Origin of the sequence: Novipirellula caenicola, from assembly GCF_039545035.1 — a bacterium.
In the GTDB taxonomy this organism is placed as follows: Bacteria; Planctomycetota; Planctomycetia; order Pirellulales; family Pirellulaceae; genus Novipirellula; species Novipirellula caenicola.
The window spans coordinates 14179-28297 of record NZ_BAABRO010000023.1; the positions used below are offsets into that span (position 1 = coordinate 14179).

The following is a 14119-nucleotide window of genomic DNA, read 5'->3' on the forward strand; positions in this document are numbered from 1 at the left end:
AGCGGTGGTGTGCGAGGGCGATGGCACGGCCGTGGCCAGGGGGAAGTTGCTCGGACGGCCCTCACCCGAACGAGGCCTTGAGGGCCCGTTCGACCTCTCCCAGCAGAGCTGGGCGAGGTGACATGCGGGGTGGCGGGTTCTGGGAAGTGGAACGTGCAGGCAAGCAGTCTCTAGCCCTCCCCGGCCGCTTTGATGCGGCCGCCCCTCCCGCAGGGAGGGTGAGTTGGAGTTCACCTCCCCTTTGGGGAGGTCAGAGTCGGCGGCAGCCGGCTCTGGGTGGGGTTCGGAGTGTTAGAAATAGACCGTGCCAGTTTCAGGTCCCTAGCCCTCCCCGTCCGCATCCATGCGGCCGGCCCTCCCGCAGGGAGGGTGATTTGGGAGTCACCTCCCCTTTGGGGAGGTCAGAGTCGGCGGTAGCCGGCTCTGGGTGGGGCTCGTGGTGTTAGAAGTCGAGGGTGCCCATTCAAGGTCCCTAGCCCTCCCCGACCGCATCCATGCGGCCGACCCTCCCGCAGGGAGGGTGAATTCTCCTCACTCCTCACTCCTCACTCCTCACTCCTCACTCCTTGTCTCCTTGTCTCCTTGTCTCCTTGTCTCCCCCTCCCCCCGCGAGACGCTGTAGGAAGCGGCGGAATCGCTTGCGGCTGAAGAGTCGCTTCTTCACTGGAGGTGGCGGTTCGCTGGGGTCGGGAGGCGGTGGTGGGAACGATGCGGGGGCCCAGGCCGATGCGGATGCGCCCTCGGGCGGGGCCATCTCGTACCGCGTTTCCTCGAGCGTTTCGTCGAGCAAGTAGTCGCGTTTGACGGCCCTGGGGTGTTTCAGTGGCCACGACAGTGAACTGGCGACGCGGTTGGCCATCTTCCAATCCTCGCTCACCGTGTGAGTGGCTGCGGGGCCGCAGCCGATATTGGAGATCAAATTTTGAGTCGGGACGATGCATAACCCCGAATGGATCCAGGTCGCGTAGACCCATTGGTAGTCCCAGGTGAACCCGGGGGTGTAATGCGTGTACCACAGGTGTTCCAGCCAGGCGTCTCGCACGAATTGGCGACGAAAAAAACGGTCGATCCAGCCGCTTTTGACGTCTTCGGGCAACGTCGCCATCGTGCCGTCGTAACACTTCCAAGCTCGCCGCCATGTCGCCCAGCCCCAGATCAACGAGTAACAGCTGAACGAGTACGAAGCGTCACAGTGTTCTTGCCACGCTCCCGGATAACACTCGCCTGATATCGACATCACTCGCGTGTCATCGCGGTAGCGGTCAAGCATCTCGTGGCAAAACACAAAGAAGCTGGGGTCGGGAACGCAATCGTCCTCCAAAATGATGCCTTCTTCGACATGCGAGAAGAACCAGTCGATCGCGCCGCTGACCGCAGCCTGGCAGCCCTGATTCTGCTCGTGGTACAACGTCTTGACTTCACAATCCCAGTCGACTCGCGAATCAAACTGACGCATCTGACGAACCGCGTCGGCGTCCGCGGGCACGTCGGCGCGAGGACCATCGACGGCGATAAACAGTTGCTTGGGTTGGTAACTGCGAATCGCCGCGAACACTTGCTCGGCCAGGTCGGGGCGGTTGAACCCGAGAAAGAGGACGGGAGTTTTTGGGGTTGGAGGCATTGGTGGGGGAGAGAGAGGGAGAGGGGGAGTGGGGAGTGGGGAGTGGGAGTGGGGAGTGAGGAGTGAGGAGTGAGGAGTGAGGAGTGAGGAGTGAGGAGTGAGGAGAATTGAATTCACACTCCCTCTGGGAGGGGCGGCTGCACGATGCGGCCGGGGAGGGCTGGTGAAACGATGCTTGTAATATCCACTTCTAACACCACGGCCCCAATCCAGAGGGGAGGTGGCATGCTGATGACAGGCTGGAAGCCTATCCCACAGTGGCCGGCTTCGCTACGGTATTGTCGTTGATCGCTCCGCGATCTTTACGCTGCGTTGATCGACGACGATCCTCCGGTGACATGCTTTTGACAGGCTGGAAGCCGATCCCACAGTGGCCGGCTTTGCTATGGGATTGTCGTTGATCGCTCCGCGATCTTTACGCTGCGTTGATCGACGACGATCCTCCGGTGGCATGCTTTTGACAGGCTGGAATCCTATCCCACGGTTTTGTGGCTGAGGCGTCATGAACGCAGGGGTTTGGGGAGCAACGAGCGGAAGACTTTGCGGGTTCGCCGCGTGAAACGTCCCGCCAGCCCGTGGGCTTGGTGGTGGGCGGCAACAACTGGTTCAGCGAACAGGTTCTGTCCGCGGAATTCGCCGTAAAAGAAATCGCTCGGTTCGTAATAATCAAACGGCACGCCGTGCTTGTTTGCGTAAAAACCGTATTTCAGCGATGCGTCTTGCGACCGCGGGGTCCACTGCGCCGCGTCGGCTAAGAAGTTTTGGATTCGCTCGGAAGTGTAGGCTTGATGCGCCACATCGAGTTGGTCGTAGAACGATGACCCCAATAACAGCACTGGTTTGCCATAATATGCGGCTTCCACGCCGACGGTCGAACCGTAGGTGATCACCAAATCGCTGGCGTCAATCAAGTCGTACGAGTTGATCGGCGAATCGGCTGCGATCACCGTCACGTTTTCACCTCGCGGTAAGTTGTCCCAAAACGCTCTCGACTCTTCCGACTTGCTTCTTAAATGGGGGTGGACGCGGATCGCAAGATGACAGTCCGGTTGCGACTTCATCGCATCCAACAACGCCAGCACCGCTTCGGCTTGCGTTTCAAATCCTTGTTGTGCAAACGCATCACCGATCGCCACGTTCTCGTCGTCCGATCCGCAGAAGTAACTCAGCAAATGTTTCGCTTTACGAAACTCTGCTGGCACCCCTTGGTCTTGATGACTGGTGAAGGAGGGCCATCCGTGCGATCCTCCCTGACGCCGGCCTTCGAAAAAAGCCCTGGCGTGTTCGTCTCGATATTCCTCGGAGTGCTGGTCCCAAAATTTTAAGATGTTCTGTTGCAAACGCACGCGATTGTGCGGCACGTCGGTCAGCAAGCAGTAATGCGCCGGGTCGCAGCCACGCTCTTGGATTCGAAACTCTGTCTCGTTCGCTTGTGTGGCACGCATGATGCCGCGGGTGCTGCAGAATCGACCATTAAAGAAGTACGCCAGATCGTAGTGGCCCGACTTCAGGACTTGGTCGGCCGCTTCGTATGCCAGCATGAATGCGAGGATCGCGTCACGAACGATCTCACAGTGCTTGTGCACATCAAGGTCGGGTGATTTGAATCGGGACACCAACGACGAAACGACGCCCATGCCCAGATCCATCCCCCGCCACCGCGATGACTTTAGGTTCTCAATCGTCGTCAGCGGCAATTCAGACGCTTCGTTCGCCAGTTCGTTTTTCAGCGAATCGGACAGTCCAAGATGCTCGATCACACGGACGTCGCTACCGAGTCGCTGCAGGCCTCGATGAAACGCGGCTCCAGGGCGAACCGATGGATTGGTTGGTCCCCACGGTTCGTGGTAGGGCAGTTCGCCGTACCAGAAGCAGATCGTGACTTTGTCGCCCATGTCGAGGTGCTTTTGGGCAATTTCCAGCGTGGTCTCGAGATGCGGTGATGCCTCTTGCGTTTCAAACAGCACCACATTGAGAGGTTCTTGTTTGGCGACGGCCGAGCGTGACTGTGCAAATGATGTGTACATACGCTGATCAGTTAAGGTGAGACGTGGGATTCAATGTGGAATAGGCTTCGAGCCTGTCAGCGGCACGTAGCGGAAGTCGCGGGCGGCTTGTTGATTTGATCCAAATGGAAATCGCAATGGTGAAGGTGGTCCGTAAGGCAACGGGTATCGTGTGGGACCCGGCCGCTGACGCGTCGCGGCTCAATAAATTAACAAGCCGTGAAGACTTTCGTGGACTTTGGGATTTTTGGATAGACCAATGTGCGTTGGCGTGCAAGGGCGATGGTATGGCTGTGGCCAGGGGGACGTTGCTCGGACGGCCCTCACCCGAACGAGGCCTTGAGGGCCCGTTCGACCTCTCCCAGCAGAGCTGGGCGAGGTGACACGCGGGGTGGCAGGGCGTTGGGAAGTGGACGGTGCCAGCTTAAGGTTTCTAGCCCTCCCCGTCCGCTTCCTGCGGCCGACCCTCCCGGAGGGAGGGTGAGTTTCATTTCACCTCCCCTGTGGGGAGGTCAGAGTCGGCGGTAGCCGGCTCTGGGTGGGGGTCGCTGTGTTAGAAGTGGAACGTGCCAGTTTCAGGTCACTAGCCCTCCCCGGCCGCTTCCTGCGGCCGACCCTCCCGCAGGGAGGGTGAATTCTCCTCACTCCTCACTCCTCACTCCTCACTCCTCACTCCTCACTCCTCACTCCTCACTCCTCAGCTCCCCCAGCTCCCCCAGCTCCCCCAGCTCACGCGATGATCCGCTGGACTTCGAAGGCTTCGGCGGCGGGGATCCCGACGCTCGAGCCGCGGTAGCGGGCTAGGTGTTCGGCCGTTTCGAGGCTGCGGGCGTGAGGAAACGGACGCATCTCTTCGTCGTAGGCGGCGAGAGCTTCCAATTTTTTGGCAAGCGTTGAACGGATGTCGACGAAATAGTTGGGGCGGAATGACTGGGATGTGCTTCCTTCCCATCCGGTGCTTGAAAGCACCTCGAAGGAGAGGATTCTTGCAGGTTTCCCTGACGCCGCAGGCTGTGGACGGAAACAGGTCATGACGGCTTGGTGCGTCAGCCGGTGATCCAGATTCAGGTCCGAGCCGTGATGCGTGTAAACCGTGTCGGGGACGCCCCAGTCACCACAGAATTTTTCGATCGTTTGCGTGATTTCAAGTAGCGGGACACTGTCCATCGCGTTGTCCGGAAAACTCATCGCTTGGAACCGCGATACGCCGAGGATCGACATCGCGGATTGCATCGCGGTGTTCCGCATCGCTGCTTCGGGTTCCCCGGCCGACAACCGCGAACTAACGCCGTCGGTCATGAACACGACTCCAACTTCGTCACCATTGGCTGCGTGACGTGCCATCGCTCCGCCGCAACCGAGTGCCTCGTCATCGGGATGGGCGGCGACGACCAGTACTTTTTGCGGGGAATGGGAACTCAACTTAAAGGCTCCGAATGAGTTGGCTGAGTCGTTCGGGTCCGCGACCATCGATGATCGATCGGCCTAATTCCGAGCGGCCATGGCGTAACGATTGACTGGAAAGGGCGTCGAGTTCTTGCAGGACCTGTTCCCGCCAATCGTCTTGTTGACAATCGATCTTGGACCCCAGCAGTCCGGTTTGCAGATAATGATCTTGGTTGGGAATCTGGTCATCGCCGACGCGGATGCCAACGAACGGAACTCCGAGAAAGGCAAGCTCGTGTAGCGTTTGTCCGCACGCGGAAACCGCGAGGTCGCAGCCCGCAAGAGTCGCTGCCATTTCCGCCGCATTCAACATGCCATGCACTTGCACGTTCCCACAATCGTGTGATGCTCGGATTTTGCCCGCGTAATCATCGTTGCCGGCGATCACGACCATCGAGGGCACTCGATCGATCAAGCAATCCAGTAGCTTTGGTAACACACCATGAACGTCCGAACCACCCAGTGTCACGACCACTCGCGTGATCGTTGATGCATGATTGATTTTTTGTGGAGTGTTGGTGATTTCAGGCCGCAGTAATACCCATGGGGCGCCACCGATCCGAGCGGCGTGGGCATGTCCCGACGGGCTCGATGATAGAATCGGATCAAACGCCGGATTGGGATTGACGATTGCTTGGACGGGGTAATCGAGTCGGTTGTAATCGTCGATCGCGACGACCTTGGCACCCCGTCGCTGCAGTGCTCGATAATCCGCCGCCGTCGCGAGGTACGAATCGACGACGGCAACGTCCATTCCATCGGCGACGTCGGGGTTGCGACGCCAATCGAGGATCTGCCACGATTGCGATTGCGGAAGATTGCCCGTGCCCTTGTGGTCCACTCGCAAGACGACGTCGTCGCCACTTTGCGATAACTGGGACGCAAGTGCGGTCATCCGAGTCAGGTGGCCAAAGCCAATCCCGTCACCGGATTCGGTCAGGATGCAAATTCGCGAATTCATTCGTGGGCGTTCGTGGCCGTACAATGGCTTGGGAATGGCGAATTGACGCCGGTGGGTTCGGTTTAAAGGATGGGCGGTGGGATCTTTAGCAAGATCCAGTACGGGGATGGTTGGGGTGTGGAGGGATCTTTAGCAAAATCCGTTGCAGGGATGGTTGGGGTGTGGAGGGATCTTTAGCAAGATCCGTTGCAGGGATGGTTGGGGTATGGAGGGATCTTTAGCAAGATCCACTACGGGTTGTTTGGGGGGCGTCGGTGGCCAAGGCCGATGCGGTTGCGTTGATCAAGTCGTCGCTTGGATTGATGCAGTCGATGGCGGAAACGTCCAGAACCAATCGGTTCAGGTCCACGCTGTACTGCGAGGCGGCTCGTCGCAGTCGCGGCAGGTGCGAAGTGTGAAAGCGTGCCATCCCGATCACGATGTCCAGTGGCGGCAGTCCTTGGGCTTGGACATTCAGCGGACGGATGATTCGTTCGCCAAATTCAAACAGTTTGAACGGGTCGATTCCGGAATCGTAACCCGAGCTGTCCATCAAGTGCGCCAGCACTTCGGTTTGCGCATTGCCGGCACTTCGTCCCATCCCGCGAACGGTCGCGTCGACAATTTTTGCTCCGGCGTCCAATGCCACCAAGCAATTTGCATTGGCGAGATCCAAGTTGTTGTGTCCGTGGAATCCAACAATGGCGTCCGACGCGTCGACGGCACGTTTGACATAATCGGTGACGTCACGGGGCAGCATACAGCCAGCGGAGTCAACAATGAACACACAGTCGGCGCCGATTGCAGCAAGCTCGCGGCTAACCTCGGCGACTCGCGACGAGGATGACGCGTAGGTTTTCATGAAGTTGGCACAAACAAACATGCCGTGCTCTTTCGCCCGTTGGATAAACGGGAGCATCGTTTTGTATTTTTCGACTTCGGATCCGATGCGGACAAAGTCCATATCGTACGACTTCGCTCGATCGAGATCGTCAAGCGTGCCGATGCCGGGGATAAAAAACGTGCCCCATTTGGCCTGGGTCAACGTTTCGGCTGCCGCTTCGAGGTAGACTTCGTCGGCTTCAAAAGCGACGCCATATCGCGGTGATGATGCCCCGAGCCCCAAGCCGTGGCCGATCTCGATCATCTTCAGACCGGATTGCTCCAGCGCCTGACACAGCCGGATCGTGTCGCGTTTGGTGAATTGGAAATTGACCGCGTAGCTGCCGTCACGCAGCGTGCAGTCTAACAGAAGTGGGAAGTCAGTTGGTTTCATTGGTATTCGCTCAGCAGTCGCCTGCATGATCTCCCCATGATATTGTCGCTGTCGGTTTGGTTGAAATCGTGCCGACGTAGAAATTGTTGATGGTCTTCGATCGATTGGTCGAGTGGGATGAACGGAGCGTCCGAGCCAAACAGAATTCGCTCGCTGCCCAGTTTGCGAATCACAAATGCCAAGTCAGTCTCGATGCTGCTGCCCAACCAATAGCTAAGCGAGAACGATGTTTCCAAGTAGGCATTGTCCCACATTTCGGCGATCAACATCGCGTCCAACACCTTTGCTCCGCCTGCATGATACATCACGACAGGACATTTCACGGCATTGAGCACTTCGACGGTCAAACGCAGATTGTCATAGCGATAGATTTGGCGACTGCCATAGGCGGTGCATAACCCGACAAACATGCCAAGTTCCTCAGCGAGTTGGCTGAGTTCGACGACCAACGGAAATCGGTCATCCGAAATGTGTTGCAGGTAGCTGTGGAAGGTGATGCCGCGAATCCCTGCGTCCTTGGCCTCGCGTAGTTGTTGGTGGGGATCGGCGGCGTTTAGGTCCGGTTGCAAGGTGAACCAAGCACGATTGGATTGCCGCAGTTTTGACGCCGTGCTTTGAAAACCCGCGTTTGCGATGACGGCAGGATCCATCAGGCAAATTCCAGAACTTGCCACCGCGGCGCGGTCGGATTCGCTGAGGAATTGATCGCACCACGCTGACCAGTCGACATCGCTGAGATCAAACAGCGAAGCTTCGTCGGGCCGCAGGACCGGGTGGCGAAAGGCATCAAACATCGGCATGTTTTCGCAGACAGAGCATCATTTCGCGTTGCGGGATCGACGGGTAATCGTGGCGGAGGGTGACGTGAGGCGTCAACGAAAACGCGAACTCGAGGATCTCGGACGGATTGTAGTAGTAGACGAAATCTTCCTCGGGATAGTCCTCGTCGCGTACCGTCGTCAGCATGTCAAAGACCAATGCGTTGTCGACGCGATCGAATGCCGCGGCGATCATCGACTTGGCAAATTCGAGGTTGTTGATTTCGGCAAAACGAAAATTCAAAACGCCGAACATTACGGCAAAGTCGGCTCGCACGTCGGGCAGTTCGTCCACCAACAGGTTGCCGCAGCGAAATGTATCGTCCGGAAACTTGGTTCGGCACTGTTGAAGCAAATCGGGGTTGATGTCAACACCGATGTAGCGGCCGCAGTGGTTGCCTGAGTCGTTGAGGTAACTGCGGAAATCGGCTAAGCCACAGCCAACGTCCAACACCGCTGCGTCAGAAACGTCGATTTCACGGCACGCCAATGCAAACCGCACGCGTTGATTGGCTTGGGTGTCCCAGCCCAACGTTCGCGGGTCGTCACCGAAATTGCGTAGTCGACCGCTGTAACGCTCGTTCAGCGACTTGTCGATTTCGCGAAGTTGTTCGTGAAAACTAGGCATATTCGATCTTTAATTTCGAGATGCATTCGGCGTGAATCGCGTCGACGGTCTCGATGTCATCGCCCACAAAGATGCCGAATCCGTGGCGTCCCGCTCCCGATTCGGGAGGCCCGATTTCATCGCCCGCTTTGATCAACAGTTGCAAGTGTTTGACGCCGTCGACCGCGGCGGCGTCTTCGATTCCATTGATTGCCGTCACCGTGCCGGAATCGAAGATGAAGAAGACTAGTTTAGCAGCTTTTGATTTCTTCCACGGCGACACTTCGAATGGTTCGCCCAAGGCTTCCTGCACGAGCAATTGGTTCAGATCGACGCCGGTGATTTCAGGCAGGATCAATCCTGAGGTCAGCACGCCGCCACCGCGATTGGCGGTTTCCAATAGAAAACAGCGGCCCGCCGAATCCAAAATGTACTCACTGTGCGTCAGTCCCCGGGTCAATCCCAGGGCGGCAATCACGCGAGTGTTGGTATCGAGTACGTGGGATAATTGTTCCTCGCTGATGTCGGCTGGATACATCACCTCGGTGATGATCGGTTTGCTGCCGGAGGTAATCTTTTTCGACGCGACGCCCAGATTGTAATGTTGGCTATCGCCGTCAAAACAGCCATCGACCGTTAGATGGATGCCTTCGATGAATGCTTCGACCAAGACTTCGCGTGAATGCGAATTCATCAATGCGTGTAAGAAGGCGTCTTCGACTTCGCTTGGTCCGTCGACGCGGCGGACACCAAAGCTGCCGCGATTGTCGACCGGTTTGACGATCACGGGATAGTCGATCAGATCGATGGCGGTTTGCACGTCCTGTAAGGTGCGGCAAGCTTGAAACCGCGGCTGGACGACATGATTTTCGTGACAGCGTGCACGCATCCAGTGTTTGTTGGTGGTGACTTGGGCACCGGCCAAATCCGCACTGGGAAGCGACAACATTTCACGGACAAAGTTGGCTGCGTAATTCGAGTAGTCACATTCGTCGGCGGTGACACCTTGAATCCCGCTGGCGGTCGCCAAGTTCAGGATGGCAGTCAAATCGCGAGGATCGACCACGACACTTTGTGTTGCCAGATCAAAGCCGCTGGCATCAGGCGTTAAGTTGGTTGCCAGGATCTCGCATCCGGTACTTTTCGCGGTGCGAAGCAACGGGACTTGCTCCCACGAAGCACCGATGACCATCAATTTCTTGTTCGATTTATGCATTGCTTTGTTTTAAAGAGGCTTTGGCGTGTTACCGAATTTTCGGAGTTTTTTGCCTTTGGGGCGGGCGAGGATTGCAGCGACACGGCTTGGGCGATCCATTGCGTGTCCTGATTTTTTATTGTTCTAGATCTCGCAAGCCTTCCACCTTTTGTCCTAGGACGGTCTTCACTTCAATCAGTGCAGGAAAGAGGATCCAGCGACCGCTGCCGGAGTCCCAGTCAAGTGTCTTTTGAGGATCGATAGCGTCGACACCGTGCACACAATTCGGATTCATTAGATAGACATCGCCCACGTCCAGGTGTTGATCGATATCAAGCTTGTTCCCATCCATTTCCACATAGAAGCCGCCTTGTTCAAAATCGCTGCCCTTTTTCGACATTGAGGCGATGATGACTGCAAACTGTTTGTTGGGTGGATCTTGGTGTTTGTTTAACTTTCCGCCGCCACTCGGGTAGTGCGTCACGTTGCCATAGGTCATGAATCCGTCGGGTTCCATTCCGGCGATCGTATAGGTGGCGGGAAGTCCAGCGATCTCGTTACGCAACACAGACATGGCTTTCATCATGTCGCTTTCGCCTGCCAAATCGTCGTTCCAGTAAAACGAAGCAAAAAACTGCTTCACTCTCTTTACGGCACTCTTGGCAGGGTTGTCGTCACGTCGCCAGAAATTGGTCACTCCGGCTTCGATCATTGGATTCGTCGGTGGGTTCTCGGCGATGTAAGAGACCGTGTTTTCGCGAACCCTTTGTAGGTCTTCTTTTGCGAAGACACCTTTTAATACGACGACGAGTTCATTGGAAATCTGCTGACGAATATCGCTGATGTCTCTGGGCGTGTAACCATTGATCCGGACGTTTTGTTTGTCGTACTTGAAATTTTCGAAAACTTTGATCATGCGAATTTTCAGCTCTTACGTTTTTTTATTCGTTCAGATAGGGAAGGTCGTTGGGGCAGACGGATCACGTCCTTGATGCTCGTGCGGGGCCGGTTGGACGCCTAGTCGGTATTCATCCGCAGCGGGGTCGTACAGCAGCAGATCGGTCCAACCATCGCTAGGCGATTCAAGTTGGCCCTGCCATTCTTTGCTGGTCGTCAATGGCTGCGTTAATAGGATCACGCGTTTGATCGAGGCAAGCTCTAAATTCGATTCATTGATCGAGTGATGCAACATCGACTCGACCAACGTGGTTCCGATGTTTTCGAGTCGCCAGGCATGCAGGCGTCCAAACGAAGCCCAGCGGGCAACGTCGCCAATCGCGTGCATTGCGTCTTGATAACAGTTCAGCTCCAGCATTCCGTTCCACAATTCAGTTTGTCTAAGCCGACGTACAGGAAAATGAATCCGAAATGGAAGCCAACAAAGAAGACTGGCAGCCCGCTATTGAGGACCGAGTCGCGGCATGGACGTGTGTTGGGTTGACCAAGGCAATAGCGAAAATCGCACGGTGCAAACGCGGCTAGCCAAGCGTTCAGGATGTAGGTGCTTTCGAAAATGCCAAACGTAAAGAAGTTGCGAAGCAGCAAAGCCGCGACGACTAAATTGGCGAATCGCAGCGCCCGGCCACCCCACCCCAAGGTGATCGCAATACCGAGGGCGGCCCACAGATAGATGGTTAACTTGAACCCTTCGCGTATCACAGGATGATCAAGCCCGTAAAACAGGATAGAGAAGTTTTGCAGCGTCCTTACCGCGGTGATCAGCGTCAACAATCCGAATGCAATTCGAAAGATTCCCAGCACTTTCAAGTTAGGCGTTTGAATGCGAAGTCGCTGTGCAGCGTTGCGGAGTAATTTTGCCGATTTGGATTTGCCATAAGACAGACGGGCGATGATCAACGCCAGTGCGATGGCGAAGACGGTTCTTCCCGCATAACGGAATGACGATGCGTCATCCAGATCGTGAATCGTGACCACGAAAATGATCGACAACAATACCAGCAGGGCATATTGCCAACGCTGGAGTGCCCGAAATGATTTCCACCAATCCGTCATGGAAAACTTCTCTGTCATTGGATTAGAAAAGGTGTCAATTGGTTCAGCCCGGTTTGAAGGGTGGCTTCAGAAACACTGAATGACATGCGAATGAATCCTGAAAAGTTCTCGCCATACGCCTCACCTGGAACCACCGCGATTCCCGCTTCGTCGAGAAGCTTTTCCGCTAGCGCTGTCCCGTCGCGTTCGCCGAACAGCGACGCGGGAACAAAGAAATAGAGTGCTCCGTCGGGAGCATAGGGAGCCAAGCGAGGAAACCTTTGGCAAATCGCTTGTCGGTTCGCTTCGTACTGCTTCACAGTCGCCCTAAGCTCGGCGAAATCGGGACGAACCATGTCCAGGACGCCATATTGTACCGGGGTGCTGACGCAGGTGGCGATGTGTTGTTGGGCTTCGAAACAGGCGTCCACCAAGTCGCGATGATGGGATGCGATCCAGCCAATTCGCAATCCGGTCAGAGCGTGCGATTTCGATAATCCGTTACAGACAATGGTGCGTTTATAATCAAATTCAGAAAGCGAATGCCACTTTTGCGAGTAGTCATAGACGCTGTAGATTTCGTCGGAGATCAACCAGGCCTCTTTCGCCGCACAGATACTGATCAGCTGTTCGGTCTCGGACGCTTCGAAGACTTTGCCGTCGGGATTGTTGGGGGTGCAAACAATCAACACGTCGAATGTTTCGCGGCGAAGCCGGTCGACCCATCCGGGCTGCGTTTGGTCGTTCGAAACGACCGGAACGTTGAGAAGATTGGCGGTCGCTTTGTATCCCAACCAAGCGGGTTCCAATACGCAAACTCGTTTGGGGGCAAGCGATTGCAGCACATAGTAGATGCCCTGTTTAACACCGGGAACCACTAAGATTTGATCGTCTTGGTATTTTGCGTGGTAGTAGTGTTCGCAGATGGCTCGCCGAAGTTCCAGCAATCCGCGGGCTGAACTGTAGTGCGTTTGTCCGGACTGCATCGCTCGCGTGATTCCATCAACGATCTGCGGAGCGGGCGAGACATGGGTGTCGCCCATCGCGAACGAAATAACCTCGCGTCCACGCTCACGCATTTGACGCACGCGTTCGGCCATCGCCATCGAGGCACTCGGTTTACGCTGCGCGGCTAGCATCGAGATTGTTCCGGTTGCGGTTCTGGCTGCAGCACAAAATCGTCCATCTGCAACAAGCAGTCTTTGCTCAAGTCGTTGGTTGCAACCACGCGTTGTTGAAGCATTTGGTTGAGGGCGACGGCATCAACACCGCTGGGGTGACGCAGGAAATAAACGTCGTCGGAGCTGAGTTCATGTCCCTTGGCGATGTCATGTTTGAGAATCGCTCGATAGCGAATCGCGTTTTTGAATTGGGTCTCTTCGGCTTCGATTTCGATTCTTGTTTCGGTGCGGTTGGCTTGCTCGACGGTGCGAATACTTTGCACCATCGCCTGCAGTTCCGCAGGTTCCAGTGAAAACGGTTCATCCGGTGCGTTGACAATGCCGCGTTTCAAGATGAAATGCTTTTCAATCACATCGGCTCCGAGTGCCACCGCGGCGGTGGCGACCGCGATGCCGTCGGTGTGGTCGGAGAATCCCACCGGACAGCCGAACATTTTCCGGTAGATTTCCATGCGGCCCAAGAAAACGCGATCCGCAGGAGTGGGATAGATACTGTTGCAGTGCAGAATGCAGTAGTTTTTGTTTCCGCTGCGTTCAAAGATCTTGATCACTTGTTCGAGTTCGCCGTAGCTGACCAGCCCCGTCGATAGCAGCGTTGGTTTGCCGGTTTGGGCGACACGCTGAATCAGCTGCGGGAACGTGCCAATTTGAGCTGAGGCGAGTTTGAACAGATCGACCGACAGATCATTCAGTAGATCAACGGATTGTAGGTACGTTGGTGTCGAGAAAAACAGAATGCCACGCTTATCGCAGTGCTCTTTCAGAGGCCGATGCCATGATTCGTCCAAGTCAATGGCTTGATGCAGTTTGCGTGTTTCGTCACTCGGGTCGAGGTAAAGGGCGTCGAGTGCGATCGATTGGAACTTGACGGCATCTGCCCCGGCTTCGGCTGCGGCATCGATCGTATCCAGGGCTAGTTGAAAATCTTGGCCATGATTCGATCCGATTTCGGCAATGATGAAGGTGGGGGATCCGTCGCCGATGCGTACCGACCCAACGGTTAGCGCTCTGTTTGGGCTCATCAGCAATGTATTGGT

At 56.0% G+C, this 14119-nt stretch carries 13 protein-coding genes; all 13 read right to left on the bottom strand.

The genetic code is table 11. The features are described from left to right. Positions 1 to 559 precede the first annotated feature (559 nt). The 13 genes from ABEA92_RS27380 to ABEA92_RS27440 all read right to left on the bottom strand — a co-directional run bounded on the left by ABEA92_RS27380 (position 560) and on the right by ABEA92_RS27440 (position 14104). On the bottom strand, positions 560 to 1621 hold the full coding sequence (locus ABEA92_RS27380; protein WP_345688344.1) for a glycosyltransferase family 2 protein: 1062 nt from the start codon (positions 1619 to 1621) through the stop codon (positions 560 to 562). Positions 1622 to 2121: 500 nt separating this feature from the next. Continuing rightward, on the bottom strand, positions 2122 to 3648 hold the full coding sequence (locus tag ABEA92_RS27385; protein WP_345688346.1) for a capsular polysaccharide export protein, LipB/KpsS family: 1527 nt from the start codon (positions 3646 to 3648) through the stop codon (positions 2122 to 2124). 708 nt (positions 3649 to 4356) lie between these two features. After that, the gene (locus ABEA92_RS27390) at positions 4357 to 5049 is read right to left on the bottom strand and encodes a PIG-L deacetylase family protein (protein WP_345688348.1); all 693 of its coding nucleotides are present in this window, start codon (positions 5047 to 5049) and stop codon (positions 4357 to 4359) included. Between the two features lies 1 nt (position 5050). Next, entirely contained in the window at positions 5051 to 6034 is a 984-nt protein-coding gene (locus tag ABEA92_RS27395) for a hypothetical protein (RefSeq protein WP_345688350.1), read from the bottom strand. Between the two features lie 217 nt (positions 6035 to 6251). Continuing rightward, entirely contained in the window at positions 6252 to 7289 is a 1038-nt protein-coding gene (locus tag ABEA92_RS27400; RefSeq protein ID WP_345688352.1) for a 4-hydroxy-2-oxovalerate aldolase, read from the bottom strand. Then, positions 7286 to 8089: an amidohydrolase family protein gene (locus ABEA92_RS27405; protein ID WP_345688354.1), complete on the bottom strand. Its 804-nt coding sequence runs from the start codon at positions 8087 to 8089 to the stop codon at positions 7286 to 7288. The genes ABEA92_RS27400 and ABEA92_RS27405 overlap by 4 nt, the downstream gene beginning before the upstream one ends. Beyond that, on the bottom strand, positions 8076 to 8735 hold the full coding sequence (locus ABEA92_RS27410) for a class I SAM-dependent methyltransferase (RefSeq protein ID WP_345688356.1): 660 nt from the start codon (positions 8733 to 8735) through the stop codon (positions 8076 to 8078). Before ABEA92_RS27410 ends, ABEA92_RS27405 begins: the two co-directional genes overlap by 14 nt. Then, positions 8728 to 9930, bottom strand: coding sequence for an ATP-grasp domain-containing protein (locus ABEA92_RS27415; RefSeq protein WP_345688358.1), 1203 nt, complete (start codon positions 9928 to 9930; stop codon positions 8728 to 8730). Before ABEA92_RS27415 ends, ABEA92_RS27410 begins: the two co-directional genes overlap by 8 nt. Positions 9931 to 10045: 115 nt before the next feature. Then, on the bottom strand, positions 10046 to 10825 hold the full coding sequence (locus tag ABEA92_RS27420; protein ID WP_345688360.1) for a hypothetical protein: 780 nt from the start codon (positions 10823 to 10825) through the stop codon (positions 10046 to 10048). A 33-nt stretch (positions 10826 to 10858) separates the two neighbouring features. Then, positions 10859 to 11224 (bottom strand): hypothetical protein, encoded by a 366-nt coding sequence (locus ABEA92_RS27425; RefSeq protein ID WP_345688362.1) that lies wholly within the window; start codon positions 11222 to 11224, stop codon positions 10859 to 10861. Beyond that, on the bottom strand, positions 11212 to 11940 hold the full coding sequence (locus ABEA92_RS27430; RefSeq protein ID WP_345688364.1) for a hypothetical protein: 729 nt from the start codon (positions 11938 to 11940) through the stop codon (positions 11212 to 11214). The genes ABEA92_RS27425 and ABEA92_RS27430 overlap by 13 nt, the downstream gene beginning before the upstream one ends. Further along, positions 11937 to 13040: a pyridoxal phosphate-dependent aminotransferase gene (locus ABEA92_RS27435; protein WP_345688366.1), complete on the bottom strand. Its 1104-nt coding sequence runs from the start codon at positions 13038 to 13040 to the stop codon at positions 11937 to 11939. Before ABEA92_RS27435 ends, ABEA92_RS27430 begins: the two co-directional genes overlap by 4 nt. Then, positions 13034 to 14104, bottom strand: a complete 1071-nt coding sequence (locus ABEA92_RS27440) for an N-acetylneuraminate synthase family protein (RefSeq protein ID WP_345688368.1) — start codon at positions 14102 to 14104, stop codon at positions 13034 to 13036. The genes ABEA92_RS27435 and ABEA92_RS27440 overlap by 7 nt, the downstream gene beginning before the upstream one ends. Positions 14105 to 14119: the final 15 nt, after the last annotated feature.

Excerpts from the sequence above, each read along its gene's own strand:
- ABEA92_RS27380 (WP_345688344.1), bottom strand. The coding sequence starts at position 1,621 with ATGCCTCCAACCCCAAAAACTCCCGTCCTCTTTCTCGGGTTCAACCGC.
- ABEA92_RS27435 (WP_345688366.1), bottom strand. The coding sequence starts at position 13,040 with ATGCTAGCCGCGCAGCGTAAACCGAGTGCCTCGATGGCGATGGCCGAA.
- ABEA92_RS27395 (WP_345688350.1), bottom strand. The coding sequence starts at position 6,034 with ATGAATTCGCGAATTTGCATCCTGACCGAATCCGGTGACGGGATTGGC.
- ABEA92_RS27405 (WP_345688354.1), bottom strand. The coding sequence starts at position 8,089 with ATGCCGATGTTTGATGCCTTTCGCCACCCGGTCCTGCGGCCCGACGAA.
- ABEA92_RS27400 (WP_345688352.1), bottom strand. The coding sequence starts at position 7,289 with ATGAAACCAACTGACTTCCCACTTCTGTTAGACTGCACGCTGCGTGAC.
- ABEA92_RS27410 (WP_345688356.1), bottom strand. The coding sequence starts at position 8,735 with ATGCCTAGTTTTCACGAACAACTTCGCGAAATCGACAAGTCGCTGAAC.
- ABEA92_RS27440 (WP_345688368.1), bottom strand. The coding sequence starts at position 14,104 with ATGAGCCCAAACAGAGCGCTAACCGTTGGGTCGGTACGCATCGGCGAC.
- ABEA92_RS27385 (WP_345688346.1), bottom strand. The coding sequence starts at position 3,648 with ATGTACACATCATTTGCACAGTCACGCTCGGCCGTCGCCAAACAAGAA.
- ABEA92_RS27420 (WP_345688360.1), bottom strand. The coding sequence starts at position 10,825 with ATGATCAAAGTTTTCGAAAATTTCAAGTACGACAAACAAAACGTCCGG.
- ABEA92_RS27415 (WP_345688358.1), bottom strand. The coding sequence starts at position 9,930 with ATGCATAAATCGAACAAGAAATTGATGGTCATCGGTGCTTCGTGGGAG.
- ABEA92_RS27425 (WP_345688362.1), bottom strand. The coding sequence starts at position 11,224 with ATGCTGGAGCTGAACTGTTATCAAGACGCAATGCACGCGATTGGCGAC.
- ABEA92_RS27430 (WP_345688364.1), bottom strand. The coding sequence starts at position 11,940 with ATGACAGAGAAGTTTTCCATGACGGATTGGTGGAAATCATTTCGGGCA.